This window comes from Mucilaginibacter sp., from assembly GCF_028288105.1.
Lineage (GTDB): Bacteria > Bacteroidota > Bacteroidia > Sphingobacteriales > Sphingobacteriaceae > Mucilaginibacter.
The window spans coordinates 1-22,694 of sequence record NZ_JAQBOI010000222.1; the positions used below are offsets into that span (position 1 = coordinate 1).

General features: G+C 42.9%; 16 protein-coding genes and 1 pseudogene. 6 read left to right on the forward strand and 11 right to left on the reverse strand.

What is annotated here, in order from left to right; translation table 11 throughout:
• Positions 1-116: 116 nt before the first annotated feature.
• The 4 genes from JWQ85_RS15085 to JWQ85_RS15100 form a co-directional block, all read right to left on the reverse strand.
• Complete coding sequence (locus tag JWQ85_RS15085) at positions 117-1,391, reverse strand: hypothetical protein (protein WP_299469404.1); 1,275 nt, start codon at positions 1,389-1,391, stop codon at positions 117-119.
• Positions 1,392-1,405: 14 nt separating this feature from the next.
• Entirely contained in the window at positions 1,406-2,572 is a 1,167-nt protein-coding gene (locus tag JWQ85_RS15090) for a hypothetical protein (RefSeq protein WP_299469406.1), read from the reverse strand.
• A 451-nt stretch (positions 2,573-3,023) separates the two neighbouring features.
• Positions 3,024-3,677, reverse strand: coding sequence for a potassium channel family protein (locus JWQ85_RS15095; RefSeq protein ID WP_299469408.1), 654 nt, complete (start codon positions 3,675-3,677; stop codon positions 3,024-3,026).
• A gap of 696 nt (positions 3,678-4,373) precedes the next feature.
• The gene (locus tag JWQ85_RS15100) at positions 4,374-4,955 is read right to left on the reverse strand and encodes an RNA polymerase sigma factor (protein WP_299469410.1); all 582 of its coding nucleotides are present in this window, start codon (positions 4,953-4,955) and stop codon (positions 4,374-4,376) included.
• Positions 4,956-5,093: 138 nt separating this feature from the next.
• Between JWQ85_RS15100 and JWQ85_RS15105 the strand changes: the two genes are divergently transcribed.
• The 3 genes from JWQ85_RS15105 to JWQ85_RS15115 all read left to right on the forward strand — a co-directional run bounded on the left by JWQ85_RS15105 (position 5,094) and on the right by JWQ85_RS15115 (position 11,335).
• The gene (locus tag JWQ85_RS15105; RefSeq protein ID WP_299469412.1) at positions 5,094-6,260 is read left to right on the forward strand and encodes a FecR family protein; all 1,167 of its coding nucleotides are present in this window, start codon (positions 5,094-5,096) and stop codon (positions 6,258-6,260) included.
• Positions 6,261-6,466: 206 nt separating this feature from the next.
• A complete protein-coding gene (locus JWQ85_RS15110) occupies positions 6,467-9,808 on the forward strand; it encodes a TonB-dependent receptor (protein ID WP_299469414.1) in 3,342 nt (1,113 codons plus the stop codon).
• Positions 9,809-9,817: 9 nt separating this feature from the next.
• Entirely contained in the window at positions 9,818-11,335 is a 1,518-nt protein-coding gene (locus JWQ85_RS15115; RefSeq protein WP_299469416.1) for a RagB/SusD family nutrient uptake outer membrane protein, read from the forward strand.
• Between the two features lie 478 nt (positions 11,336-11,813).
• Here JWQ85_RS15115 and JWQ85_RS15120 read toward each other — a convergent pair whose 3' ends face one another.
• The 3 genes and pseudogenes from JWQ85_RS15120 to JWQ85_RS15130 all read right to left on the reverse strand — a co-directional run bounded on the left by JWQ85_RS15120 (position 11,814) and on the right by JWQ85_RS15130 (position 13,170).
• Positions 11,814-12,050, reverse strand: a complete 237-nt coding sequence (locus JWQ85_RS15120) for a hypothetical protein (RefSeq protein ID WP_299469418.1) — start codon at positions 12,048-12,050, stop codon at positions 11,814-11,816.
• Positions 12,046-12,177: pseudogene (locus tag JWQ85_RS15125) on the reverse strand (LacI family DNA-binding transcriptional regulator); the annotation flags it as partial. The pseudogene JWQ85_RS15125 and the gene JWQ85_RS15120, both read right to left, overlap by 5 nt.
• A 48-nt stretch (positions 12,178-12,225) precedes the next feature.
• Complete coding sequence (locus JWQ85_RS15130) at positions 12,226-13,170, reverse strand: glycoside hydrolase family 43 protein (RefSeq protein WP_299469420.1); 945 nt, start codon at positions 13,168-13,170, stop codon at positions 12,226-12,228.
• Positions 13,171-13,472: 302 nt separating this feature from the next.
• Here JWQ85_RS15130 and JWQ85_RS15135 point away from each other — a divergent pair, with 302 nt between their 5' ends.
• Positions 13,473-15,464 carry an HRDC domain-containing protein gene (locus JWQ85_RS15135; protein ID WP_299469422.1) on the forward strand — a complete coding sequence of 664 codons (1,992 nt, stop codon included), beginning with the start codon at positions 13,473-13,475 and terminating at the stop codon, positions 15,462-15,464.
• A gap of 105 nt (positions 15,465-15,569) precedes the next feature.
• On the opposite strand, the gene JWQ85_RS15140 is transcribed toward JWQ85_RS15135, so the two are convergent.
• From JWQ85_RS15140 to JWQ85_RS15150, 3 genes are all read right to left on the reverse strand, one after another.
• Positions 15,570-16,838, reverse strand: coding sequence for an Hsp70 family protein (locus tag JWQ85_RS15140; RefSeq protein WP_299469424.1), 1,269 nt, complete (start codon positions 16,836-16,838; stop codon positions 15,570-15,572).
• Positions 16,839-17,259: 421 nt separating this feature from the next.
• A complete protein-coding gene (locus JWQ85_RS15145; protein WP_299469426.1) occupies positions 17,260-17,961 on the reverse strand; it encodes an alpha/beta hydrolase in 702 nt (233 codons plus the stop codon).
• Between the two features lie 134 nt (positions 17,962-18,095).
• Positions 18,096-18,947, reverse strand: a complete 852-nt coding sequence (locus JWQ85_RS15150; RefSeq protein WP_299469428.1) for an AraC family transcriptional regulator — start codon at positions 18,945-18,947, stop codon at positions 18,096-18,098.
• Between the two features lie 171 nt (positions 18,948-19,118).
• Here JWQ85_RS15150 and JWQ85_RS15155 point away from each other — a divergent pair, with 171 nt between their 5' ends.
• Together JWQ85_RS15155 and JWQ85_RS15160 are read left to right on the forward strand one after the other, a co-directional pair.
• A complete protein-coding gene (locus JWQ85_RS15155; RefSeq protein WP_299469430.1) occupies positions 19,119-19,877 on the forward strand; it encodes a DUF899 family protein in 759 nt (252 codons plus the stop codon).
• 345 nt (positions 19,878-20,222) lie between these two features.
• Positions 20,223-21,935 (forward strand): hypothetical protein, encoded by a 1,713-nt coding sequence (locus tag JWQ85_RS15160; protein ID WP_299469432.1) that lies wholly within the window; start codon positions 20,223-20,225, stop codon positions 21,933-21,935.
• Positions 21,936-21,955: 20 nt separating this feature from the next.
• Here the strand turns inward: JWQ85_RS15160 and JWQ85_RS15165 are convergent, their stop codons facing one another.
• Positions 21,956-22,612 (reverse strand): DUF1080 domain-containing protein, encoded by a 657-nt coding sequence (locus JWQ85_RS15165; RefSeq protein WP_299469434.1) that lies wholly within the window; start codon positions 22,610-22,612, stop codon positions 21,956-21,958.
• Positions 22,613-22,694 lie beyond the last annotated feature (82 nt).

The following is a 22,694-nucleotide window of genomic DNA, read 5'->3' on the forward strand; positions in this document are numbered from 1 at the left end:
CGCCAATAGCATCCTTGCTTACGTCCTACATACCGGGATGATAAGTTTTAGGAATAACATATTTATCGCATAAGTATAAGATTTTGTAAATTGTAATTTAATTGAAAATATGTGTGTCAATAAACGATTTTACTGAGTGGGATACCGAGAGTTAACCCCACAAAAATTTCATTGCGCGACACTTCATCTCTGAGCGGCGTGTGGTTGATATTAGAAAAAATAATTTGGGGTTCAAAGTTAAGCATGGGTACACCCTTCTTGTCGATGAGAACGATCGGAATTCCGGTTATTAAATTGACCGCATGGTATGGTCCAAAATTTTTTTCCGGTTTAAAGCTTACGCCAACATGAGAATCCGCGGGAATATAGACCATCTTCCCTGAAATTGACGGCGTCAAATAATTGCGGTAAATTCCGGCGTACCGGCCGTCAGAACCGGTCAGGTTTGGGTCGCCCCCCTGAACGCTGTTGTTGACACTTACTTTGCCTGAAAAAGTAAGAAAAAAGCGCCCAGTTTTAGGGCTATCCCAAAAGCGGGTATGCGTAACAAAAACCTGAAACGGGTAATTATAACGGCTGGCGGCATCATTGCCCCCATCCGCCACTTCAAACTTTTGCGGAATGATGGGTGCATAAATGCCAACGGTTGTCCAAGCATCTTTTACCCATTTATAATTATTGGTATTGACCAGCAGATCAGACTGCGCCTGTGAAAATTTTTGAAGATATTCTTCCCTAAGCTCGGCGTAGAAATTTTGTCGCTGGGTATTTTTTACAGCTTGAAGTTCCTGGCCGGGTATATCATTCGCGTTAAGGGCAGCCAGTTCATTTTCAAATGCAGTTATCCTGGTACGTATCGCGGTAGCTATGTTTTGGACCAAAATGGCCCTGTCAGCATCCATCTCTATTTTTTGATTGGCGCAGTCATAAATAGCCCCCGGTTTGCCCATCCACGTTTTCTGCAGGGCAACACCCAACTGATTATTGATATACTTGCCCGTAAAATTCCCAGCGTAGGAATTAGCGATATTAGCCCTGGCGCTGATCACCCAAAATGACCTGACCCGATCATCACTGTCGACAGGCTGGTGAAAGTTATGACTGATTGCTATACTTCCTTCTGCAGCGTTTAAAGTGACGTAGTTCTTATAAAGTGACAGATCATCATTATCGGATAAATAAGAACTAACTTGATTAGCAAGGAAAATATTCATCGCTTTATTGGAGATCAACAGTCCTGTACCAGCGGCACAGGGCGCATTAACCACCCTGCTATTGACCCTGCTTATTTCAGCGAAGATCTGTTCAGCGGTTTGCGCCCGCGCAGCATTCGCCGTAATGCAGAAACCGGCGAGGAGATAGAGATATTTTCTAATAAAGCCAGTTCCCATTGCTGCAAAATTTGTTACTGTGATTGTGCGGCTTCATCTGTTGGGGTATCAGCAGCGGTACCGGCCTGAGCATCCACCTTTTCCTGACCTGAGCTTTGTGCTTTATCCGCTTCTTTTGCTACCTGGCCCCGGTCTTCAACGGTGTCTACCGGTTCTTCGGTTTGTTCTTTAGCGGGCTCCGTATTTTTAAGGCCTGCATAAGCGCCCGCGCTGATGCCAAGCAACAGCAGCACATTATTATCAAAATCCGGCAGTAAATTGGTAGAGAAAGCCTTTTGAAGAAACAGCACCCCAAAGAAGGCATTAAAAGCCACGTTTTGAACCCGTTGGACGTTAATGCTAACGCCATCTGATAAAATATCAACGAAAAGACCCTGACTTTTTGCGTCCTTATCAATAATTGGCGCCTTGGCAGGATTCTTATCAATGAGCTTTGATACGGCTGTTGTAGAAACACTTATACCTAATATAGCCAGTACGGAAAGAGGAATATCGGGCAGCGTATCTGTTTTAAAACAAATACTCAAGTAAGCTACCACAAACAAGACCGTCCAAAAGAATAACTGTGTATTTGCCAGGCTGTAATAAAGGTTGGCATTATCTTTTAGCATTTGATTGAACAACCCTAAAACGATTATGAATGTCACAGCCAACGCGGCTGCATAAACCCAGCCAATTTTTATCTTTTGTTTAACTTCAACATACACAGGATCGTTTGATTTGGCAATAATACTCCGTTCAACCTGAACAGTCGTATCTTTGATAACTGTTTTTTCTACAGCGGTCAGCGGGTCTTTCATTACCGTAGTGTCCCTGACCGTTAAATTCATCTTTATGTTTGCGCCTACCCCGAAGTATACCGGTACAACTGTTGTTTCAAAAGGGGTGCTTTCCAAAAAGGACAAAAGTTGTGATTGCACGGGTTTACCTAGCTTGAAATAAATGATTTTTTCGGCGTCACTTGCTTTTAACGGCGTTAACTTTTCGACCGGGAAACCATTGATATATAAGGTATTGAATAACCTGATATCGCGTTGGGTAAACACTTTAATGGCTATAACCTCGTTAATTTTGGCAGAATCCAGCTGTGTACGTAGATTTTTAATACGCACAACGCTATCCTGTGGCCCGGTGGCTAGTTTTATCGCAGCCATTTTTGCCCATTCAGCTTTCTTCGACAATGCTTGTTGCTTTGTTTTTGGGTTGACGTTTTGCGCAAAAATTAACAGCGGCAATAAAAAAAAAGCTGTAACGATCCCGATTTTACTAAAAAACGGCCACACCATGAGATAATAACGAGATGCCATAAGGTTTAATTTTTATAAATGTCACCATAAAGATTGCTGCTAAAAATAGCTACACGTAGTTATTTTTAAGATCAAATAAGTCATGAATTTTTAAGGAATAAACTTATGTAGTTAAAAGAAAACAGATGCGACCTGTTGCTTAGTACAGTAGGAGTTTCGGCTTCTACTAAAAAAGGTCGTCGGGAGGAAATCTGGAGGAAACACTTGAATATTAAAGCAGGTTATTATTAATAGTATTTGGCAGGGTACTTCGAGCTCTCAACTTGTCTGATGAACTGCAAGATAAAGCTACTGGTAAATCGAGGTCAATTGGGCTGCTTCGCTATTACTTCACCGGCTCCACAAACCAACTCGCCACATAAGCCGTGAACGTCCCGAAAAGCCCCACCCCTGCCGTCATCAAAACCGCCGCGATCAGCCTCCCTTCGGTTGTCACCGGATACTTATCCCCGTAACCCACCGTCGTGATCGTCACATAAGCCCACCAGATTGCATCCTCCGCGGTCTTGATATTACTATTCGGATCTTTCTCCACCTGCAGGATACCGATGGAACAAAAAATGATCAGCAATACCGCCAGGATCGAAACAGAGGTAAACGCTCCCTTCGCTTTATTCTTGAACACATATTTGACAAAGGATTGGGTAGAACGAAACGCCCGGATCAATCGCAGCAAACGGATCAGCCGGAGCAGACGGCCCGCCCGCAGGAAGTTCACCGCTGGGATACTCGATACCAGGTCGATCCAGCCCCAGCGCATAAACGCCAGCTTATTCTTCGCCCCGTAAAAACGCACACAAAACTCCACGAAGAAAAACACGCAGATCGCGTGATCGATATACGTCAGGAGCAAAGAAGTTTCCGGCGGCAACTTCATCACCGTATCCACCAGCAAAGCGCCCAGCACATAAACTGACAATACGAATACGATCAGATTGAGCAGGCCCATCTGCTGCTCTTTTGGTTCATCAGCAGCCATATATAAACGAAGGTTAAAGATTGGTTCAGGTAAATATAAAAAAAATGTGATTACCATCTGCTCAAAGCGGTGTGCTTATAAGCTGGTAAAAAGGCTATTTGCGAGCGCCGGCAAGGCACTACTTAATTTTCGTCAGCATGCTTTGAATAGAATAGAAAAAAGCAGAAATAATGCGGAGGATGAAAATATTAATTCAGTTCTTTCTCTAAATGAATTTAAAACAGGGTATTTAAGGTCATCATTCATATGAAAAACGTATAGTAAACCAAAAAATGAAATTTGACCTCCCATGCATAAAAAAGATATCTCTGCTAATAAATATAACATTAAAGCGTCCAAGAATACATGATTTTCTTTGTTGAGTTTGAATAAGGAGCGACAAACTCCAAAGAACAAAATTATCATTAGCGATATGCCTACCGCAATGATAATAAACATCCCCGTTGTCGGCGACCCGTCTGTGGCCAATTGAATAAAAGCTAAAATAAATATGACAAAGAAGTAAATAGTATAAATCGAGGCAGCTTTAGTACTTTTCCAAAAAGACATGTTATTTGTTTTAATAATTCATTTGGCTGTGAACCCCTGGTTCCCAAACCAATATTTCTCATCTTTCTTACATTGTCCCTCTTCAACATTACCGGCCTTTGAAACAAAAAGCCTGCCTTCTTACAGTAACGTTCGGATAGCTATTCCTCATTTTAGCATGGAGGTGATAAAAATAAGTGTGGCGGTATGTTTAAGTAAAGTGCGCAGATGTTTTAAGGCAACAGTGAGTTGATTTTCCACCGAACGTTTCGATATTCCAAGCTTTGCAGCGATTTCCTGATTAGATAAATGCAGCATCCTGCTTAGGTAAAATATCTCTTGGCAGCGTTTGGGCAACTGTACCAAATGCCGGTTTAATTCTTGCTTAAACTCCTGCTCATTAATGTGTTCCTCACCAGCATTGTGGGCTAACATCTCGGGGGTATCCGCATGATCAATAGTCAAAAAAACATGCGGTTTGGCTGCGCGGAGCCTGTTGTAAACCTGATAACGAACCGCCGTAAGCAAAAAATTTGAAAACGATCCTATCTGAAGCACATGCCTCCGCTCCCATAAATTCAGAAACACATCATGCACAATTTCTTCGCTCACCTCATGGTCTTTGATATAGGTTTGCGCGGTTTTATAGAGCCTTATCCAGTACCTGTCAAAAAGAGCGGTAAAAGCCAACTCGTCATCCATACGAATGGCATCCCATAAATCGGTATCGCTAATAGAGTTGTTCGGCATTATTAATTGGTTAGGTAAAGGTATGAAAAGTGATAGAAACTTTACTTTTTTTGATTTTCGATAAAAAAATAAAAAAAGTATGTGTGTTTCCCTGCTTAAAACACACCTATACTATATAAACCGGTAATTACCATTTTCATGATAACCAAAGAAGAGTTTCTAACCCTGTACCCAAAGTACATGGACGGATCATGTACACCTGCTGAAAAAGCGCTGATAGAGGCTTATAGCGACGACTTGCAGTTGCAGGGCGGAAACTGGACGTACGACAACGTAACCCAAGCAGATGTACGCAACCGTATTTGGCAACAACTTAGCGATAGCCGTAAAATTAATAAACCTGTTTTAGATAATGGCTATTATAAATGGCTGCAGGTAGCCGCTGTACTTGTATTCGCTGTATTAGCAGGCCTATTATTTGTACTTAAAGAAAAATCTGGTAAACAGGCAGCAACAACTACTTTTGCAAAAAACAAAAAACATGAAATTTTACCGGGTAGCAATAAAGCCTATTTAACACTCACCAATGGCAAAAGCATTATTCTTGACGATGCCAAAAACGGCGAGATCAATGCAAGCGAAGGCGTTAAAGTGACCAAAACGGCGAATGGCATGCTGGTTTATAGCTTCAGCAAAACAAATAACACCATTGCCCCAGGCGATGTTGCGCAATTTAATACTATAACCACCCCACGTGGCGGCCAATATAAAGTTACCCTGGAAGATGGCACCCTGGTTTGGCTTAATGCGGCCTCTTCTATCAAATTTCCGCAAGCTTTTACGGGTAACAGCAGGGTGGTTGAGATAACCGGTGAGGCCTACTTTGAAGTGGCGAAAAATAAGGCAAAACCTTTTATTGTTAAAGCTAATGGTACACAGGTAGAAGTACTTGGCACTCATTTTAACATCAGCGCATATAACGATGATGCAAAGATAACTACTACACTTTTAGAAGGATCAGTACGCATGTCTAAAGGCACATCTACCGTAATGCTTGCCCCGGGCCAACAAGGTATAGTAGCACAAAACGGTTCAGGTATTACAGTGAGCCAAGCCGATACCGAAGCAAACCTGGCGTGGATCAACGGCTTTTTTGTTTTTAGGGATGCCAGCATTGTTGATATCATGAAACTGGTGAGCAGATGGTACGATGTGGATGTAGAATTCCAGGACGATGTACAGCAAAATGAGTTTGGGGGCACAATATCCAGATATAAAAACATCACAGAATTACTGGACAACATGCGGTTAACCCGTACTATACATTACAAAATTGATGGAAGGAGGGTTATTATTATGAAGTAGCTATGTGCTTTTAGTAATAATACCTGTCTTTTCATAATAACCAGGAGCGTTCGCACCGCCCCTGGTATTAAGCTGTGAAGCTGCCAGGTAAAACCAAGGATCATTTCTCATAACCAATCATTTAACCTAACTACCAAATGTATAAAAAAACTACTGCAATAAGATGCAGGGCGCTTCCCTGTGTTAAATCTAAATTGTTTCTCATTATGAAATTGTCGGTCTTTTTGTGTTTGATATCTGTACTGCAGGTAAGCGCCGCTAACTTACTTGCGCAAAAGATCAGCATGAAAAAAAGTAATGCCCCCCTTACCGAAGCATTAAAAGAGATTCATAAACAAAGTGGATTTAGCGTGCTATACAATGCTAAAATGCTAAAAAGGGCTATCCCGGTTACTGTAAACCTTCAAAATGCCAATCTGGAAGATGCATTGGCTGAGTGTTTCCAAAACCAGCCTTTTAGTTATGTTATTAATAACACTACCATTGTTGTAACACCTAAAGATGTAATTGTAAAGCCTATTATGGCAATCACCGTAACAGGTAATGTTAAAGATGAAAAAGGAACTCCCTTAGCAGGCGTTACGGTTAAAGTAAAAGGCACCGAAACAGGTGTACAATCCAATGTCGACGGTAATTTCAGCATCGCCGTTAATGATAACCGCGCGATACTGGTATTCAGTTATATTGGCTTTGTAAACCAGGAAATCCCTGTTGGTACGCAAACTACCATAAACGTTGTATTAAAAGAACAAACCTCGGCTTTAAACGAGGTTGTGGTTGTTGGTTACGGTACGCAAAAAAAGGTAAACCTTACCGGCGCTGTATCAACTGTAAGCGGCAATGATCTTAACAAACGCCCCATAGTAAACCCGGCGTCAATGTTACAGGGAACCATGCCGGGCGTACAGGTAACCCAGGGATCTGGTGAGCCGGGTAATGAGGGTGTAAATATCCAGATAAGGGGTAACGGAACTTTTAGCGATGCAGGCTCATCCCCGCTTGTATTGGTGGATGGTGTACCAGGCAGTTTTAATGACATAAACCCTACAGATATTGACAATGTTTCGGTACTTAAGGATGCAGCTTCCGCATCTATCTATGGTTCTAGAGCGGCCAATGGCGTGGTATTGATAACAACCAAACAAGGCAAAGCCGGCAAAATGTCAATTCAGTACGACGGGAATTTTGGGATATACAAGCCAACAAAGCTTTTCGACCTCATTACCAATTCGGCACAGTATATGGAATTGTATAATGAAGCCAGGATAAACACAGGTTTAAATGACCCTAATGATCCTACGAAACTATACGGATTGTACCCGCAGGACCAGATCGATCTTTATCGTAACAGTACAGACAGGGTTAATTACCCAAATACGGATTGGTTAAGTTTAATATTTAAAACCGCCCCAACACAAAACCACAATTTAACCTTTAATGGCGGTAACGATAAAACAACCTATAATGTATCATTAGGTTATGTTAACCAGAACGGTATTATACAGGGCTTTAACTATAAAAAATACACAGCACGTATCAACCTTACGTCAAAAATAAACGACCACATCAAATTTGGGACAAACGTTCTGCTAAAATCGGGCACTACAGAATCTGTTGCGGGTGGGTCTAAAGACCTTTTCCTGTCGGCTATGTCGCAGGCACCAACTTATAGCCCATACCTTGCAGATGGCAGCGGGCGGTATACTTATAAAGCGTATGATTACGAGTACAATAACAAAAACCCTATAGCGGTACTTGACCGCAAATTTACGCATGATATTAATGATTACGCGGTAAATGCGCAGGGATGGTTTGAGATACAGTTCAACAAAGATCTTTCGTGGTATACCAAGGGTGCGGTAAACTTTAATATGGATAAATACAAGGATTATAAATCAACCCTTGATCTATATAACTTCCGCACCAATCAGTTGGCTACAGTTTTAGATCTGGGTAAAGGCTTAACTGCACAAGATCAGCAAACTGTTTATTCAAACTTATATAGTTACTTAAACTATAACCACGATTTTAATGGTAATAACATTAAGGTACAGGCCGGTTATAGCATGGAGCAAAGCAAATACTCGTATCTGCAGGGGTACCGCCAGAATTTCCCTGACGAAACCCTGCTGGAGTTAAACGCAGGTGGTCAGGATATTCAAAGGGCTAACGGCACAGCCAATCAATGGGCATTAATGTCATACTTCGGCCGGGTAAACTACAACTATAAAGAGCGTTATTTATTAGAAGGTAACGTGCGTTATGATGGCAGCTCTAAATTTTTTGGCAGTAACCGCTGGGGGGTGTTCCCCTCATTTTCTGCCGGATGGCGCGCAACTGAAGAGTCGTTTGTAAAAGGCCTTAATTTAGCCTGGTTAAACAATTTTAAGCTTAGAGGATCATGGGGCCAATTGGGTAACCAGAATATTGTGATTGGCGGATACGGTCAGAATTACCCGTACCAGGCATTGCTAAACCTTACGGGCAACTACTCTTTTGATAATTCAAACCTTACAACAGGTGTAGCCCAGGGCGCATTAAATAATCCTGCAATTAAATGGGAAACCACTACCATGACAGATGTTGGTTTGGATCTGACCATCTTTAACAACTTCAACTTAACTTTTGACTGGTATAAGAAAAGAACTTCTGATATTTTAAGACAATCGCAGGTTACTGCCATAGTAGGCTTAAGTGCACCAACAATTAATGACGGTATAGTTGATAACACCGGTATGGAACTGGGGATCAACTACAACAATGTTATTAAAGATGGTGCTTTAAGCGGCTTTACTTACAGCATTGGAGCCAACTTAGACCGCTTTAAAAACAAACTGGTTAAATACGGGCAAACAGATATATACGATTACACCATCAACCAGAATGGGCAACCTATAAGCTCATTTTATATGCTGGAGGTAGCCGGTATATTCCAAACCCAAGCAGAGGTAAGTTCATCGCCAAAACAGTTTAATGACAACACTTTACCCGGCGACTTGAAATATAAAGACATCAATAACGACGGCAAAATAGATGCTAACGACAGGACGATTGTTGGAGGAGTGTATCCTAAATTAAACTACTCTTTCAATCTGTCTGCAAGCTTTAAAGGTTTTGATTTCTCGGCTATGATGCAGGGTGTTTATGGTAATAAATCATACGTATCTAACTGGGGTGTTATACCGTTTGTACAGGGTACTCCCCCAACAACAGATTGGTTAAACCGCTGGACGCCGGAAAATCCCTCTACCACTATGCCGCGAATTTATTGGGGATGGAGCGCGCCACAAAAATTAACACGACCATCTACTTTCTTTTTACAGGATGCATCATACCTAAGGCTAAAAAACATAGTGCTTGGATACACCCTACCTGCTACCCTAACCAAAAAATTTGGTGTAGATAGGTTGCGAGTTTACTTTGCCGGCGACAACTTGCTAACCATTAGCAAATTCAAAGGGCTCGATCCGGAGCGTTATGGCAATGGCGACCTTGTTCAGTATCCTCAGAATAAAATATATTCTTTTGGTGTAAATGTTTCCTTTTAATCAATCCACATGAAAAATCGTATAATACTCACTATATTATTTACATCCCTTATTTTAAGCGCGTGTAAAAAAACACTGGAACTTAATCCGCTCGATCAGATCTCGGCGGAAAACTTCTTCAGGAATAAAACTGATTTTGACAAAGCTCTGGCCGCTGTTTATGCTTCCATGCAGCCGAATGAATTTTCAGAAGAATTACCTATTCGTGATTGCCTTACCGATAATGGCTATGCCCAATTCAATTCGGGTAGCGTTAATGATGTTGTGCAGGGTAATCTTAACCCAACAACCGGCGGTTACGAAACCGGCATTTACAAGGATAGTTACATTGGCATAGGCAGGGTAAATTTATTTTTACAAAAACTGGCCGCCTACAAGGGTACAGACATGTCTGACACTGATAAAAAAGCCTATGAAGCTGAGGTTAAATTTGTACGGGGCTTTTTTTATTATCAGCTGTATACCATTTATGGCGATGTGCCTTTGGTACTACAACCACTTGACCTGAGCACCCAAAAACAACCAAAAGCAACAGCTACAGAAGTATTGGCACAGATAAATACTGATCTGGATTACAGTATCGCAAACCTGTCAACCTCGCCATATTTCTCAAACGGTGGGCATGCAACATCGTCTTCTGCGAAAGCATTAAAGGCGCGTGTGTTATTATTTGCAGCTTACGGTAATACCGGCACGCCTGATATAACCATACTAACCCAAGTGAGGGATCTGTGTAAAGAGGTAATGCCACTATACGCGCTTACTCCCGCTTTTGAGAACAATTTTAGAGATGCTACGCAGAAAAACAATACCGAAATTATTTTCTCTATCAATTTCCTGGCACCTAACAACTTAGCTTATTGGGACCGCGATTACGGCGATTGGTGTTCTGCAAGTCCGCTACCTAATTTTGTGAAGACTTTTGAGTGTACAGATGGTTTGCCATATGGTACCTCTCCACTTACCGATACACAAAATCCATTCAACAACCGCGACCCAAGATTGAGTAAAACGGTTTATGTAGATCATCCCGATTTTGGTGGTGGTAAGATACACAACCCGTCTAACCCACGGCCAACGGGCTATGGTGTACTTAAGTTTTTAGATCCTGCTAACCTTCCGTTTGGTTTCTCCACACTAAGCGGGCAGGATGCTGTGATGCTGCGCCTTGGTGAAGTAATACTAATGTACGCCGAAGCACAAAACGAAATTGCAGGCCCGGATGAAACAGTTTATAAGGCCATGAAAGACCTCCGTGCAAGGGTTAATATGCCCGAATACCCGGCCAATTATACCAAAGATGAAATGCGCGAACGCATTAGGCATGAGCGCCGGGTTGAACTGGCATTTGAAGGCCTGCGCCACTATGACCTGGTGAGATGGAGAATAGCAGGTACTGTTCTTAATAATGTTAAGGACAGCTTGGTGCCTTTCACTTTCGAAAACAAATTTTATAAATGGCCATTGCCACAAACCGAGATCGACAAAAGCGGCGGTGTATTGGTTCAAAACCCTGATTATAATTAATTGTTAATATGTTTTATAAAAAGAAAAAGTCCCCAATAAACCGGGGACTTTTTCTTTTTGCGATCTGATTGGTTATCTAATGATGTAAAGAGATCACATTCAAGGCATTATTCGCTAAAAAGCGCTGCCTTTGCGGGACAGCGCTAATTAACTAACTAAACTCATTTTACGTAATGAAAAACAATCTTCAAACTTCTCTTACCGCACTATATGTGCTTCTCGGGCATTAATATCATCTTTATGAAATTTCCATTTAACAGATATTTACCACACATGCGTTAAGTTGCGATTGCAGCAGTAACGGCAGCGAGTAAACCTTCCTTAGTGGTAAAAGTAACGCTCGGTTCATAAATAGAAAGCGGGTCGGGGCTTTAAAAAATCTCTTTTACAGCCGGCGGCACACTGTAGCGCAATAGCTATTAAGCCTACTTTTAATATTTTATATGATTTGATTTTCATGTTCAGTTAATTTAAGTGGTTAAAAAACAACATTAACACCCAGGGTAAACGTTCTTGGCACAAATGGTGAGGCCGGATCTGGTTCCGGATCGCCGTACTCCCAGTTTGGCGAATAAACAGCTACATTCCTTACACTGCCGTTAATTCTAAGCTGGCTGATATCTAACTTTTTGGTGATGGCAGCGGGTACCAGATAAGACAGCGCGAGATTGTCAAAACGGATAAACGACCGGTCAATCACACGGCTCACGGGCATAGGTTAAAACAATTTGTTTTGTTTTCGCACTTATCTCATAACTATCACTTAGCGCTTTTGACACAGTCGAAGCCGATATATTTAATGCTTTGGCTATATCGGTTATAGTAATCGCTTTGAAATTCATAGGCGTTTCTTTTTGTTATTAGGTAATGTCCCCTTCGGTAAATCAGTACTAATCCACATTTTTCGCAGGCAGTTTGTTGTCGGTTTCTAAGTATCTAAATGAATTGGCTTTTGTAGAAACAGTGGACGGATCTCCCGTAGTGAAAGAGATTTGCACGATTGCCGTTAACCGTTTGCCAACTTTTTCGTTTGACTCATGCGTGTGAAATACATAATACAATTTCCCATTTCTTCCTTTTACCAAATCACCATGCCCAGAGCCGTTTTTTCCAGTGATACTCCGACTTAAAATTGGATTGCTTTTGTATTTTTTCCAGGGGCCGGCAGGTGATGAAGCCACAGCATAACCTACCGAATAATCAATATTCCTAAAATCATTAGCTGAATAGAATAAATAATAAAATCCATTCCTTTTAACTACGGTTGGGCCTTCAGATACCGGCCAAGTTGCACTATTTGTATTTTCCCAACCGTTTTCGGCATGAATACATTCTGTGGCTGTTGTTTCGTCAATCTCATCAAGGGCTTCGTTTATCTGAGCGACAAAAATTCGGTTTCCATCCTTAAGCCGGACATGATAAAGGTATAACCTACCGTCACTGTCCTTAAAAACAAAGGGGTCGATTTGCTTACCATTTTCTGAAACAGGGCGTTGTACTGATTGTTTGAATGGACCTAACGGACTATTACTTGATGCAATTGCAATGTGTTCGTTAGCCGTGTAGGCCATAAAGTATTTCCCTTTGTACTTGAACACCTGAGGAGCCCAAAAGCCTTTAGTACCATAGCTTTCTCCCATTTGCAATGCATTTTTCTCCTTCTTTGTCCAATTAATTAAATCAGATGAAGTATAAACGGGAAAGCCGTCCGGGGCGCCTGTTCCATATAAATAGTAAATGCCTTCATCATAAAAAATAGTAGGATCTGCCAGTGGGATATGCACTCTTTGTGATTGCCCATAACTTAGAATGGCTGAACAAAGTAATGCCGTCATGACTATAAATCGCCTTATCATAAAATGTAAAAATCTAATTAATAATTATTGAAACCCAGCTACGAATCTTCGACCAATTGTATGTTGCTTTAATAACAAGCGCCTGTTTAATAGGCCTGCTAATATACATACTCATTCCAATTTGTGACTAAGATGCAAATGAGTGTTTAGCTTTTGCTGTAGCAAAGCCGGGAGCAACTGCCCCATTACATCACAAGCTCACGCTGGGACCAGGCACTTGCCGACAAGTGTTTTCCACAAAGGCGGTAATTTTAAATGATCCTTGTAATATTGCAAAAGAGATGAGTGAGCTGAACCCGGCCATGCAATTGGCCCATGATTATTTAGAATCCACCAACACCGTCGTTTTCCTGACAGGCAAAGCAGGTACCGGTAAAACTACGTTTCTGCAAAAGATCCGGCAGGAAAGTAAAAAAAAGCTGGCCGTGATAGCACCGACGGGTGTAGCGGCTATCAATGCGGGTGGCATGACTATCCATTCCTTTTTCCAGCTACCCTTCGGACCGATCATCCCGGCAGGTACCGACCGCCCTGAAGTTCATTACAGCAAGGAAAAGAAAGACCTATTAGCTACTTTAGAATTATTGATCATTGACGAGATCAGTATGGTTAGACCTGACGTACTGGATCAGATCGACTTGATTTTACGGAATATCAAGGGTTCGGCCTATCCTTTTGGCGGTGTGCAACTATTGCTCATTGGCGACCTTGCCCAACTCAGCCCAATCATCCGCGAGGAAGAATGGGGTATTTTACGACCGTACTACACCACTCCTTATTTTTTCAGCAGCCTGGTGATGCAAAAGGCGCCCTATATCCGTATCGAACTGGACCATGTGTTCCGGCAAAAGGAGCAAGCCTTCGTCGATATTTTGAACGAAGTGCGTAACCAAACCATCAGCGCACCCAGCCTCGAAATACTAAACGCCCGGTATATGCCCGGCTTCAGGCCTGATGATAACGACCCTTATATAACGCTCACTACCCATAATAACATCGCGCAACAAATCAATACCGAATGGCTGGAAGCATTGCCTGGACAGGAACAGGAGTTTACGGCGACCATTCGTGGTGAGTTCCCTAAAGATGCTTACCCAACCGAAACCAGCCTCAAATTAAAGATTGGCGCACAGGTCATGTTCGTCAAAAATGATAGTTCCCCAGAAAAGCTGTTTTATAACGGTAAGATCGGCACCATCACCCGCATGGACGCTCAAACTGTCTTCGTGCAATGCGGCCGGGAAGAAAAAGAACTTCCTGTCGAAGCCCTGGAGTGGAGCAATGTGAAATACCAGCTGGAGGGTGAAGCGATCAATGAAACCAACGCCGGCAGCTTTGCACAGATACCTTTAAAGCTGGCCTGGGCCATCACCATCCATAAAAGCCAGGGCTTAAGTTTTGACAAAGCCATCATTGACGTTTCGGAATCTTTTGCCCACGGGCAGGCCTATGTAGCCCTCAGCCGCTGCCGCAGCTTGTCGGGCATGGTGTTGCGCAATCCCATCGCCACACGCAACATCATCGGCGACCCTGCTATCGCCCGTTTTAACGAGCAGGCTAAAGCTAACCAGCCTGATGCCCAAAGTTTAGAGCTCGACCGGGAACTGTACCGGCGGTTCCTGCTGACCGAACTATTTAACTTCGTTCCGCTCCAGGTAAAGCTTGCAGACCTTGACCTCCTCCTGCCTGATCTGAAAAAAGATATTCTGGATGTCGCTGCGAAATTCAGGAAACAGTTGAACCCCGAACGGAGCCCACAAGCCGCCGCCTATTTTTTAGAAAAACTCAAAACAGCCACTGAAACCCTGCACCTGCAATTACCTTTATTGATCGGTCAATCGAAAGATAAAGCCGCTAAAGCCGATCAGATCATCATTTGGCTAATGAACCGTATCCGCCTGCTGGAGCATTTTGCGGTTACCCCCTTTACGACGACCGCTTATTTAGTGCTCAGCAAAAATAAATTGAACAGTTATGACCGTTCTTATTTAAAAGCATTAAACGCTATTCCTAATGAAAAACTGTATGAACAGTTACTCGGTTGGCGCGAACAAATGGCTGCCAGAGAGAAAGTTATGCCGAGCATGGTGCTCTCTGAAAGAACGGCAGCAGTTATTGCGGAAAAACTGCCTGCTACCTTAAAAGCACTGGGGGCGATCAAAGGTGTCGGCCCGCATAAAGCCGGGCAGTATGGCGCTGAACTTATTGGACTGATACGCGCTTATCAACAGGACATCCAGGGAGCGGGAAACGAACAAGCCAGCCTGTTTTAGGATCTTTTTCGTCCAATAGCAATTTCAATGATGGCCCTGATATCCGCTTTAATGCGCTGATAATTTAGTTGTATTAGCGTAATTCTTCTGGTTAAACAGCACAAGCTAATCCTCAAACAAGTAACCACTATAAGCTAAACCTTTGGCCACGCTTTTGAAATTATCTCCCGAATTTAACTTAACGTGCGGGAACTTGTTTTTGAACAGTTTCTGAATGCTCCCTACCATCGAGGTACCGCCCGTTAAAAAAAGGCTATCAATATCTTTTGGATCGATATGGTTTTTCAACATAAATTCATCCAGGCAGTTGGCTATACGGTCCACGTCTTTTGCTATGATTTGTTCATAAGTGGATAAAAGTATTTCCTCATCAATTCCGATACCCATTTTCTGGTAGCTAAACATAGCTTTATCTGCATTTGTAAGCTCGATTTTTGTTTTTTCGATAGATTGAAATACCGAGTACCCCAGGTTATTATCGATAAGCGTGATGAGGTTTTGAAACTTCCTGTCATTACCCGAAAAGTAATAGTAGTCTTCTATATCTTTTTTAATGCGCGGGCCATTAAAAAAATTCATTTGTTCCCAGGAGCAAATATTTGCGAAAAGCGACTTCGGTACAGTTAAAACCTTGCCCGGAGTGGCTTCATATTGCGTGTGCTTGCCAAAATATGGTGTGCCTTTCTCCCACATAAAGGCAGAATCAAAACTATCACCACCAATATAGATCCCGGTGGTTGCCATCATATCGTCTTTCCTGTTCTTACTGCCGGCTTTCTCAGGATCAAGTACTAAATAAGTAAAATCTGTGGTACCACCGCCAAGATCGGCCACCAATACATTTTCTTTTTTTGCGAGGGTCCTTTCGTAGGCGAAGGCGGCACCTATAGGTTCAAATTGAAAGCAGACGTTAGTAAAACCTGCAAGTTCTGCCGCTTTGTTGAGCCGGGTTTGCGCTAAAGTGTCTTTTTGTACATCGTCGTCATCAAAAAAGACCGGCCTGCCTATTACCGCTTTCCGGCAATCTTGCCCTATCAATTGATCCGCTCGATCTTTTAACTCCTTTAACAGAATAGCCACAAGAGCAGAGGCGTTATATTTCTTATTGTGAATACGGGTTTCGGTGAAACTGCTTTTTGATAATATTTGTTTAACAGACTTGATGAAACGCCCTTTCATGCCGTCGTCAAGGTAAGCTGCAATTGCTTCTTCGCCCACAACGTAATTTTTGGCGTTTGCCGCACTTAGCTTATGATAGAAATAAATAAGCGAAGGGATAATGATGGTGCTGTGTATTTCTTTTATTTCTTCGTCGTAAATAACCAAAACTGAATTGGTAGTACCAAAATCAATTCCGTATAAAAACCTACCCATAGTATGCAGATAACAGTGAAAATTTAAAGGGCGGCGAAATTATAAAAAAATAGCATAGAAAGGAAACTAATGTTTGATGAATAGTGCCGGCCTTAGCAGTTTTATTTTCTCCAGCAATTTTTCTTTCCCGTACATCTTTTTAAGTAGCATCATTTCGGTATACATAGCAAAAGTTTCTGTAAGCATGGCTGCACCATCCCTTTCATCTGGTGATATCTGGCTATTACCCCACCATAAATGCGATAACTCATCCCCGGCTAACTCTTTAACAACATCTTGCTTTTATCGCCTTTTATATTGGCATGGAACAGTTTGAACTAAGTTCGCTTAATTAAAACTACGCCTTTGCTATATTCGCTTAAACAAAAATACCGCATGCCGGTACCGGCATGCGGATCAAATAAAATCAACATAAATAAAATTAAACTACTAATGCTTTTTCAGCAGCCTCAATAATTATACCTGCAACGATCTCAGGCTGCGACATGAAGATCACGTGACTGCCTTTAACCTCGGTTACCTGCGTGTTCGAACGACTGTACATATTTCTTTGTATCACAGGGTTAATACTTTTATCTTCAGTAGCGATCAGGCCATAGGCCGGTTTGTGCCGCCAGGCGGCGTCAGTGATAGGGCTTACAAAGCCTTTAGCATAAAACGCGCCCTGTGAGGCATACATAAACGCTGCTTCATCAGCATCAATATCAGCACAAAAGCCTGCATGGTACTTATCTTTGTCATAGTATACAATGCCTTTCTCATCCGGAGGGAGTACGCCGTTCTCAGGTGCAGGCGGGGCTGTTTGCAACCATTGCAGGGCAGATTCGCCGTTATCTGGCTGAAATGCAGCTATATAAACCAGGGCAGCAACATTTGGGTGGTTACCAGCCTCGGTGATGACAGCACCGCCCCAGGAGTGTCCGGCAAGTATTGCTGGGCCGCCAATCCTATCCAAAGCAACATGTGTTGCCAAAACGTCGTCTTCAAGTGAAGTTAAGGGGTTCTGTACAACGATTACGTTATACCCTTTTTTCGTTAATTCGTTATAAAGTGCTTTAAAACCGGAACCGTCAGCGAATGCGCCATGCACAAGCACTACGTTCTTAACATTTGAGTTTTTCATTGCTTTGTAAGTTGTTGTTTGAGTGATTTGAGCTATTGTTTATTGCCTCTGGCTAATGATCATTGCCTGGCATTACAAAGCAACAAAGCGCAGCGCGCCTAAACAATGCAGGAAAGAAAGAAAACTTTGGACAATTAGCGGTTTTTATCTCTGAATGCCATGGGTGAGATTTTTTCGGCCTTGGTAAACATCCTGGTAAAATAAGCCTGATCGCTGTAACCGAGTTCGTAAGCAATGGTTTTTATAGTCTTATCGGTATAAAATAATAAACGTTTGGCCTCTATGGTAATCATGTGTTGAATCCAATAGCTTACAGTTTGACCGGATGTTAATTTTATCGCTTCGTTTAAATAAGGGGTGGAAACTTTCAATTCATGTGCATATTCGGAAGGGCTTTTCAAACGCTTATAATTAAGAAACAACAAGCTTTTAAATTCATGGGTTAGGGTAATAGCTCTCGAATCTTTTTTGTCATGCTTTTGCACAACTGCAAACTCTTCTGTGAACATACCTGTAACCGCATCGATGAAGCCCCGCTTGATATGTTGTTTAAATACGTTATTGGAGAGATCCTTAATAATATCTGCAAATAAGGTAAGACAGGACTTCATCCGCTCGGCTTTAGTAAAATTTATAAGTGCCGGAACCTGAGCAAAACAGCTTTCATTTAATACCGACTTAAACACATCGTTGATTAGGAAAGCATCAACCGCGATAACCCATATATCCCCTTCGGAATCGACATGCTGATGAATCTGTCCCGGAAGGATAAAATAGATTGATTTTTTCGGAATGAAGATCTCACGAGAGTCAACAATCAGTTTTAAGAATCCCTCGTATGTAAAGGCAAAAAGGAAGTCTGTATCTCTGTGAGGTGCTTTAACAAAATGATCGTTGCCAATTTTGCTATAATTCACGATTTGCACGCCCTGGGCTTTTACCTCATCAAGGATGATGGTGGGGACAAGCATTTTATCTCTATTCATGACAACATTTTTTGGGGTGAGATGATTTATTTGATTAAATATCAGTTTTTTCCTGGTTAATCACAATTTAGCAATGATCAAGTGTTCCCTACACCTCTGGTTACCAATAATGATAATGGCATTGTGTTTGTGCACTTAGTATCGGGATCATACGTCTATCAATAGCAGGATATGGAAAGCGAAAAAAACCACGGTATCGTATCAAGGGAGGAGTGGCTGGAAGCTCGGTTGAAGCTGCTTAAGGAAGAAAAGGAACTGACCAGGCGCAGTGACGAGGTGGCACGCCACCGGACAGAAATGCCTTGGGTTAAAGTAGACAAAGCGTATCAATTTGAAAACGAAAAAGGAAAAATTTCGCTGGCCGATTTGTTTGAAGGCCGCTCGCAACTGTTGGTATATCACTTTATGTTCGGGCCCGATTTCAAGGCGGGATGCCCGTCCTGCTCGGCCATTGCCGATGGTTTTAACGGGATCGCGGTCCATTTGGCCAATCATGATGTGATGCTTACTGTAGTATCGCGGGCACCTTTTGCAAAACTGCAGGCATATAAGCAGCGAATGGGCTGGACGTTTCCCTGGGCATCTTCGTTTGACAGCGATTTTAACTTCGACTTTAATGTGGGGATTACCGAGGAGCAGCAGCGCAGCGGAGGTACCGAATACAATTACAAACGCGAGCCCGGAGGTGGAGATCCGCTTGCCGGAAAATCAATACAGGAATGGGAAACTGAAAATAACCAAGGCCCTGTTGCAGAGGTGGCAAAAATGGCCGGGACCGACCTTGCAACATTTACCCGCGAGCGGCCCGGCCTAAGTACTTTTGTGCTACAGGACGGGGTGGTTTATCATACCTATTCGGCCTATTCACGTGGCCTGGATGGCCTGTGGGGCATGTACCAATGGCTTGACCGTGCCCCCCCTGGGCCGTAACGAAAACGGTATCTGGTGGCGCCGGCATGATGAATATTAGAATAGCCGAACGGGAATATGATAGCCGATAGAAATGCTGGTTGATGCCAACCTGCCAACGTAGTATTCATAGTGCATTGCACCTCAAGGGGAGCAACCGGCATTTCGGACTCGATATGGTAAAGAATGGCCGGTAGGTCAAGCCCCCTCAGGTAGGCGATTAAAATCAGCATAATGATCAAATCCTATTACAAGATCATCAAGCCCTGTACATTTTCACAGCTTCCTGTCAGGCGCGGATTTTGGAACAGGTGATAAAAAAGGATCCTGAATTTTATTTGTGCAATGAATATTGTAAATTAGATCATGATGAAAATAGTTTCTCCGATCTTATTATGGGGTATACTCTTCCTCTTCGCGGGCCTGACACTGCTCAGGCCCAGATACCAGGTCATCTCCCCTGAGGTGAGCACTTGCGGGGCGGCTTTATCCCCGGATATTACGTCGAATAAAGACGGAAAATTCATCTCCATAATCGCCGGTACCGGGCATCACCATTATAACATTAATACCCGTTCTGATAGCGCGCAAATTTACTTTGACCAGGGGCTTTCTTTTTACTACAGTTATCATTTCGCCGAGGCACTGGCTTCTTTTAAAGAAGCCGCTCGTTTTGACCCTAATTGTACTATGGCCTGGTGGGGACAAACGCTTGCATTAGGCCCTTACTATAATAATTACAATTATAGGATGCCGGGTGTCGTCCTGATTGCGAAGATGTCTTTACAACGCACTAACACCGGGGCCAGCACAAAGGAAAGTGACTTAGCAAATGCCATGGTACTGCGCTACTCTTCAGATACCACCAATGCTGACCGTGCGCATTTGGATGAAAGCTACGCAGCAGCCATGAAAACGCTGATGAAGAAATACCCGCTTGATAACGACATACAGGCATTGTACATAGACGCTGTGATGCTATGCCACAAATGGGATTTCTGGAATACCGATGGGACGCCCAAATCCTGGACACCTGAACTGGTTTCGGTATGTGAAAGCATCCTAAAAAAAGAACCCCGCCAGCCCGCCGCATTGCATTATTATATCCACCTGACCGAGGCCTCGCGCAATCCGGCAAAAGCTTTACCTTATGCCGATGTACTGAAGGACCTGATGCCCGCCGTGGCGCACATGGTGCACATGCCTACTCATTCTTACCAGCGTAACGGACTTTTTGCCAAAGGTGTATTTGTTAATGAACAAGCAAATTCGATCTTCCAAAAAATGGATTCAGCTGCTCCCGGTCTTCACCTAAGTAAATATAATCCGATACATTTTTTCGCCGTGCAATCCTATTGTGCCATGAATGCCGGGATGTATGTAAAAGGCCGGCCGCTTTACCATAGGGCAAGGGAAAGGATGAAAGCCCTAAAACCGGATTTTAAGAACGACCCTTATGCTCAGTTTGTTTACATGCTACCCGAGATCGCGTTGGTGCGCTTAGGTAAATGGCAGGAAATTTTACAAGAACCCAGCCCTAATTCCCAGTGGAAATATGCCCGGATCATGGATGATTTTGCTAAAGGCCTTGCACATGTCCGTAAACGTGATCTTAGTGCTGCCCGGCAATATCTAAGTGACCTGCAAATAAACCTTGCCGACAGTATGTTAGCTATCCGCCGCATGCCTTTTAACAAACCGAAGCAAAGTGGTGAAATTGCGGCCGGCATACTTTCAGGCGAAATATTATTATCTGAAGGAAAAACTGCTGAGGCTATCAACGCATTTAAAAATGCTGTCAGTGCCGAAGACCAGCTGACCTATCGCGAACCGCAGGAATGGTTCATACCTGCCAGGCAATACTTGGGTGCCTGCCTGTTAAAAATAAACAGGGCCCGGGATGCAGAACTGGTTTATCGGGATGATCTGGTTTACAATCCCGGCAATGGTTGGTCGCAGTTAGGCATGCACATCAGTCTTAAAGCACAAAAAAAACTAAAAGAGGCAAGGAAGTATAAAACACTTTATCAGCAGGCGTTCGCAGCTGGCGATGTAAAGCCGATTGAATCGGCATTTTAAAACTCAGCTTATGTTCAGGCTCATGGTAACTCCTTTATTTGAATGTGACGGTATTCCATCTGCCCGCGATCACCTTCAAGACCCATAGGGCCACTTGCAGGCAGCAGCAATGCATCCTCAAGCACTTCGCCGTTGCACACGCAGTGAGCGATATTATTCTTCACTATTACAATAATGGTGTTCCAATCCTGTGGCCGGTAATTTTTCAAATCCTTATAAGGGCCGGCCAATAGATAATCACGGCACTGGAGCTGCTCGCCACGCAGAAAAATGCCGCTATCCGCGTTTTTGGAAGCGCGGAATTCGATCTTCAGGATGAAGTTTTTAGAAAACTCCCGCAAGGTCCAGGACTCCTGTACCTTCCTTTCCACTCCCACCGGATAGTTTACCGTCAGGATTCCGTTACCGGCGGAATAACGCCCGTCCGAGGAAACTATCTTTCCGTCGAATTTTTCCGTGACTTCACGATTCTTGCCCCGGTAGCACCATCCGTTGAGGGTGGTTCCGTCAAAGAGGCTTTCAAAACCCGGGTCCGGTTTCCAGTCACTGGCCTCAAGAGTGGATATTTTATTAACTGCCGGGCTCCCCTCCGGAGCGCTTATTTTCAGGCTGATCGATATAAATCCGGCTACCATCATCAAAACAGATAGCATCACGCGCAACTTTATTTTTTCCATTATAATGTATTTTTAATGTTGATCATTGTGATTGAGCTAACTAAACTAACAAATTTGAGTTCATTTTGCAAGGCCGGATAGC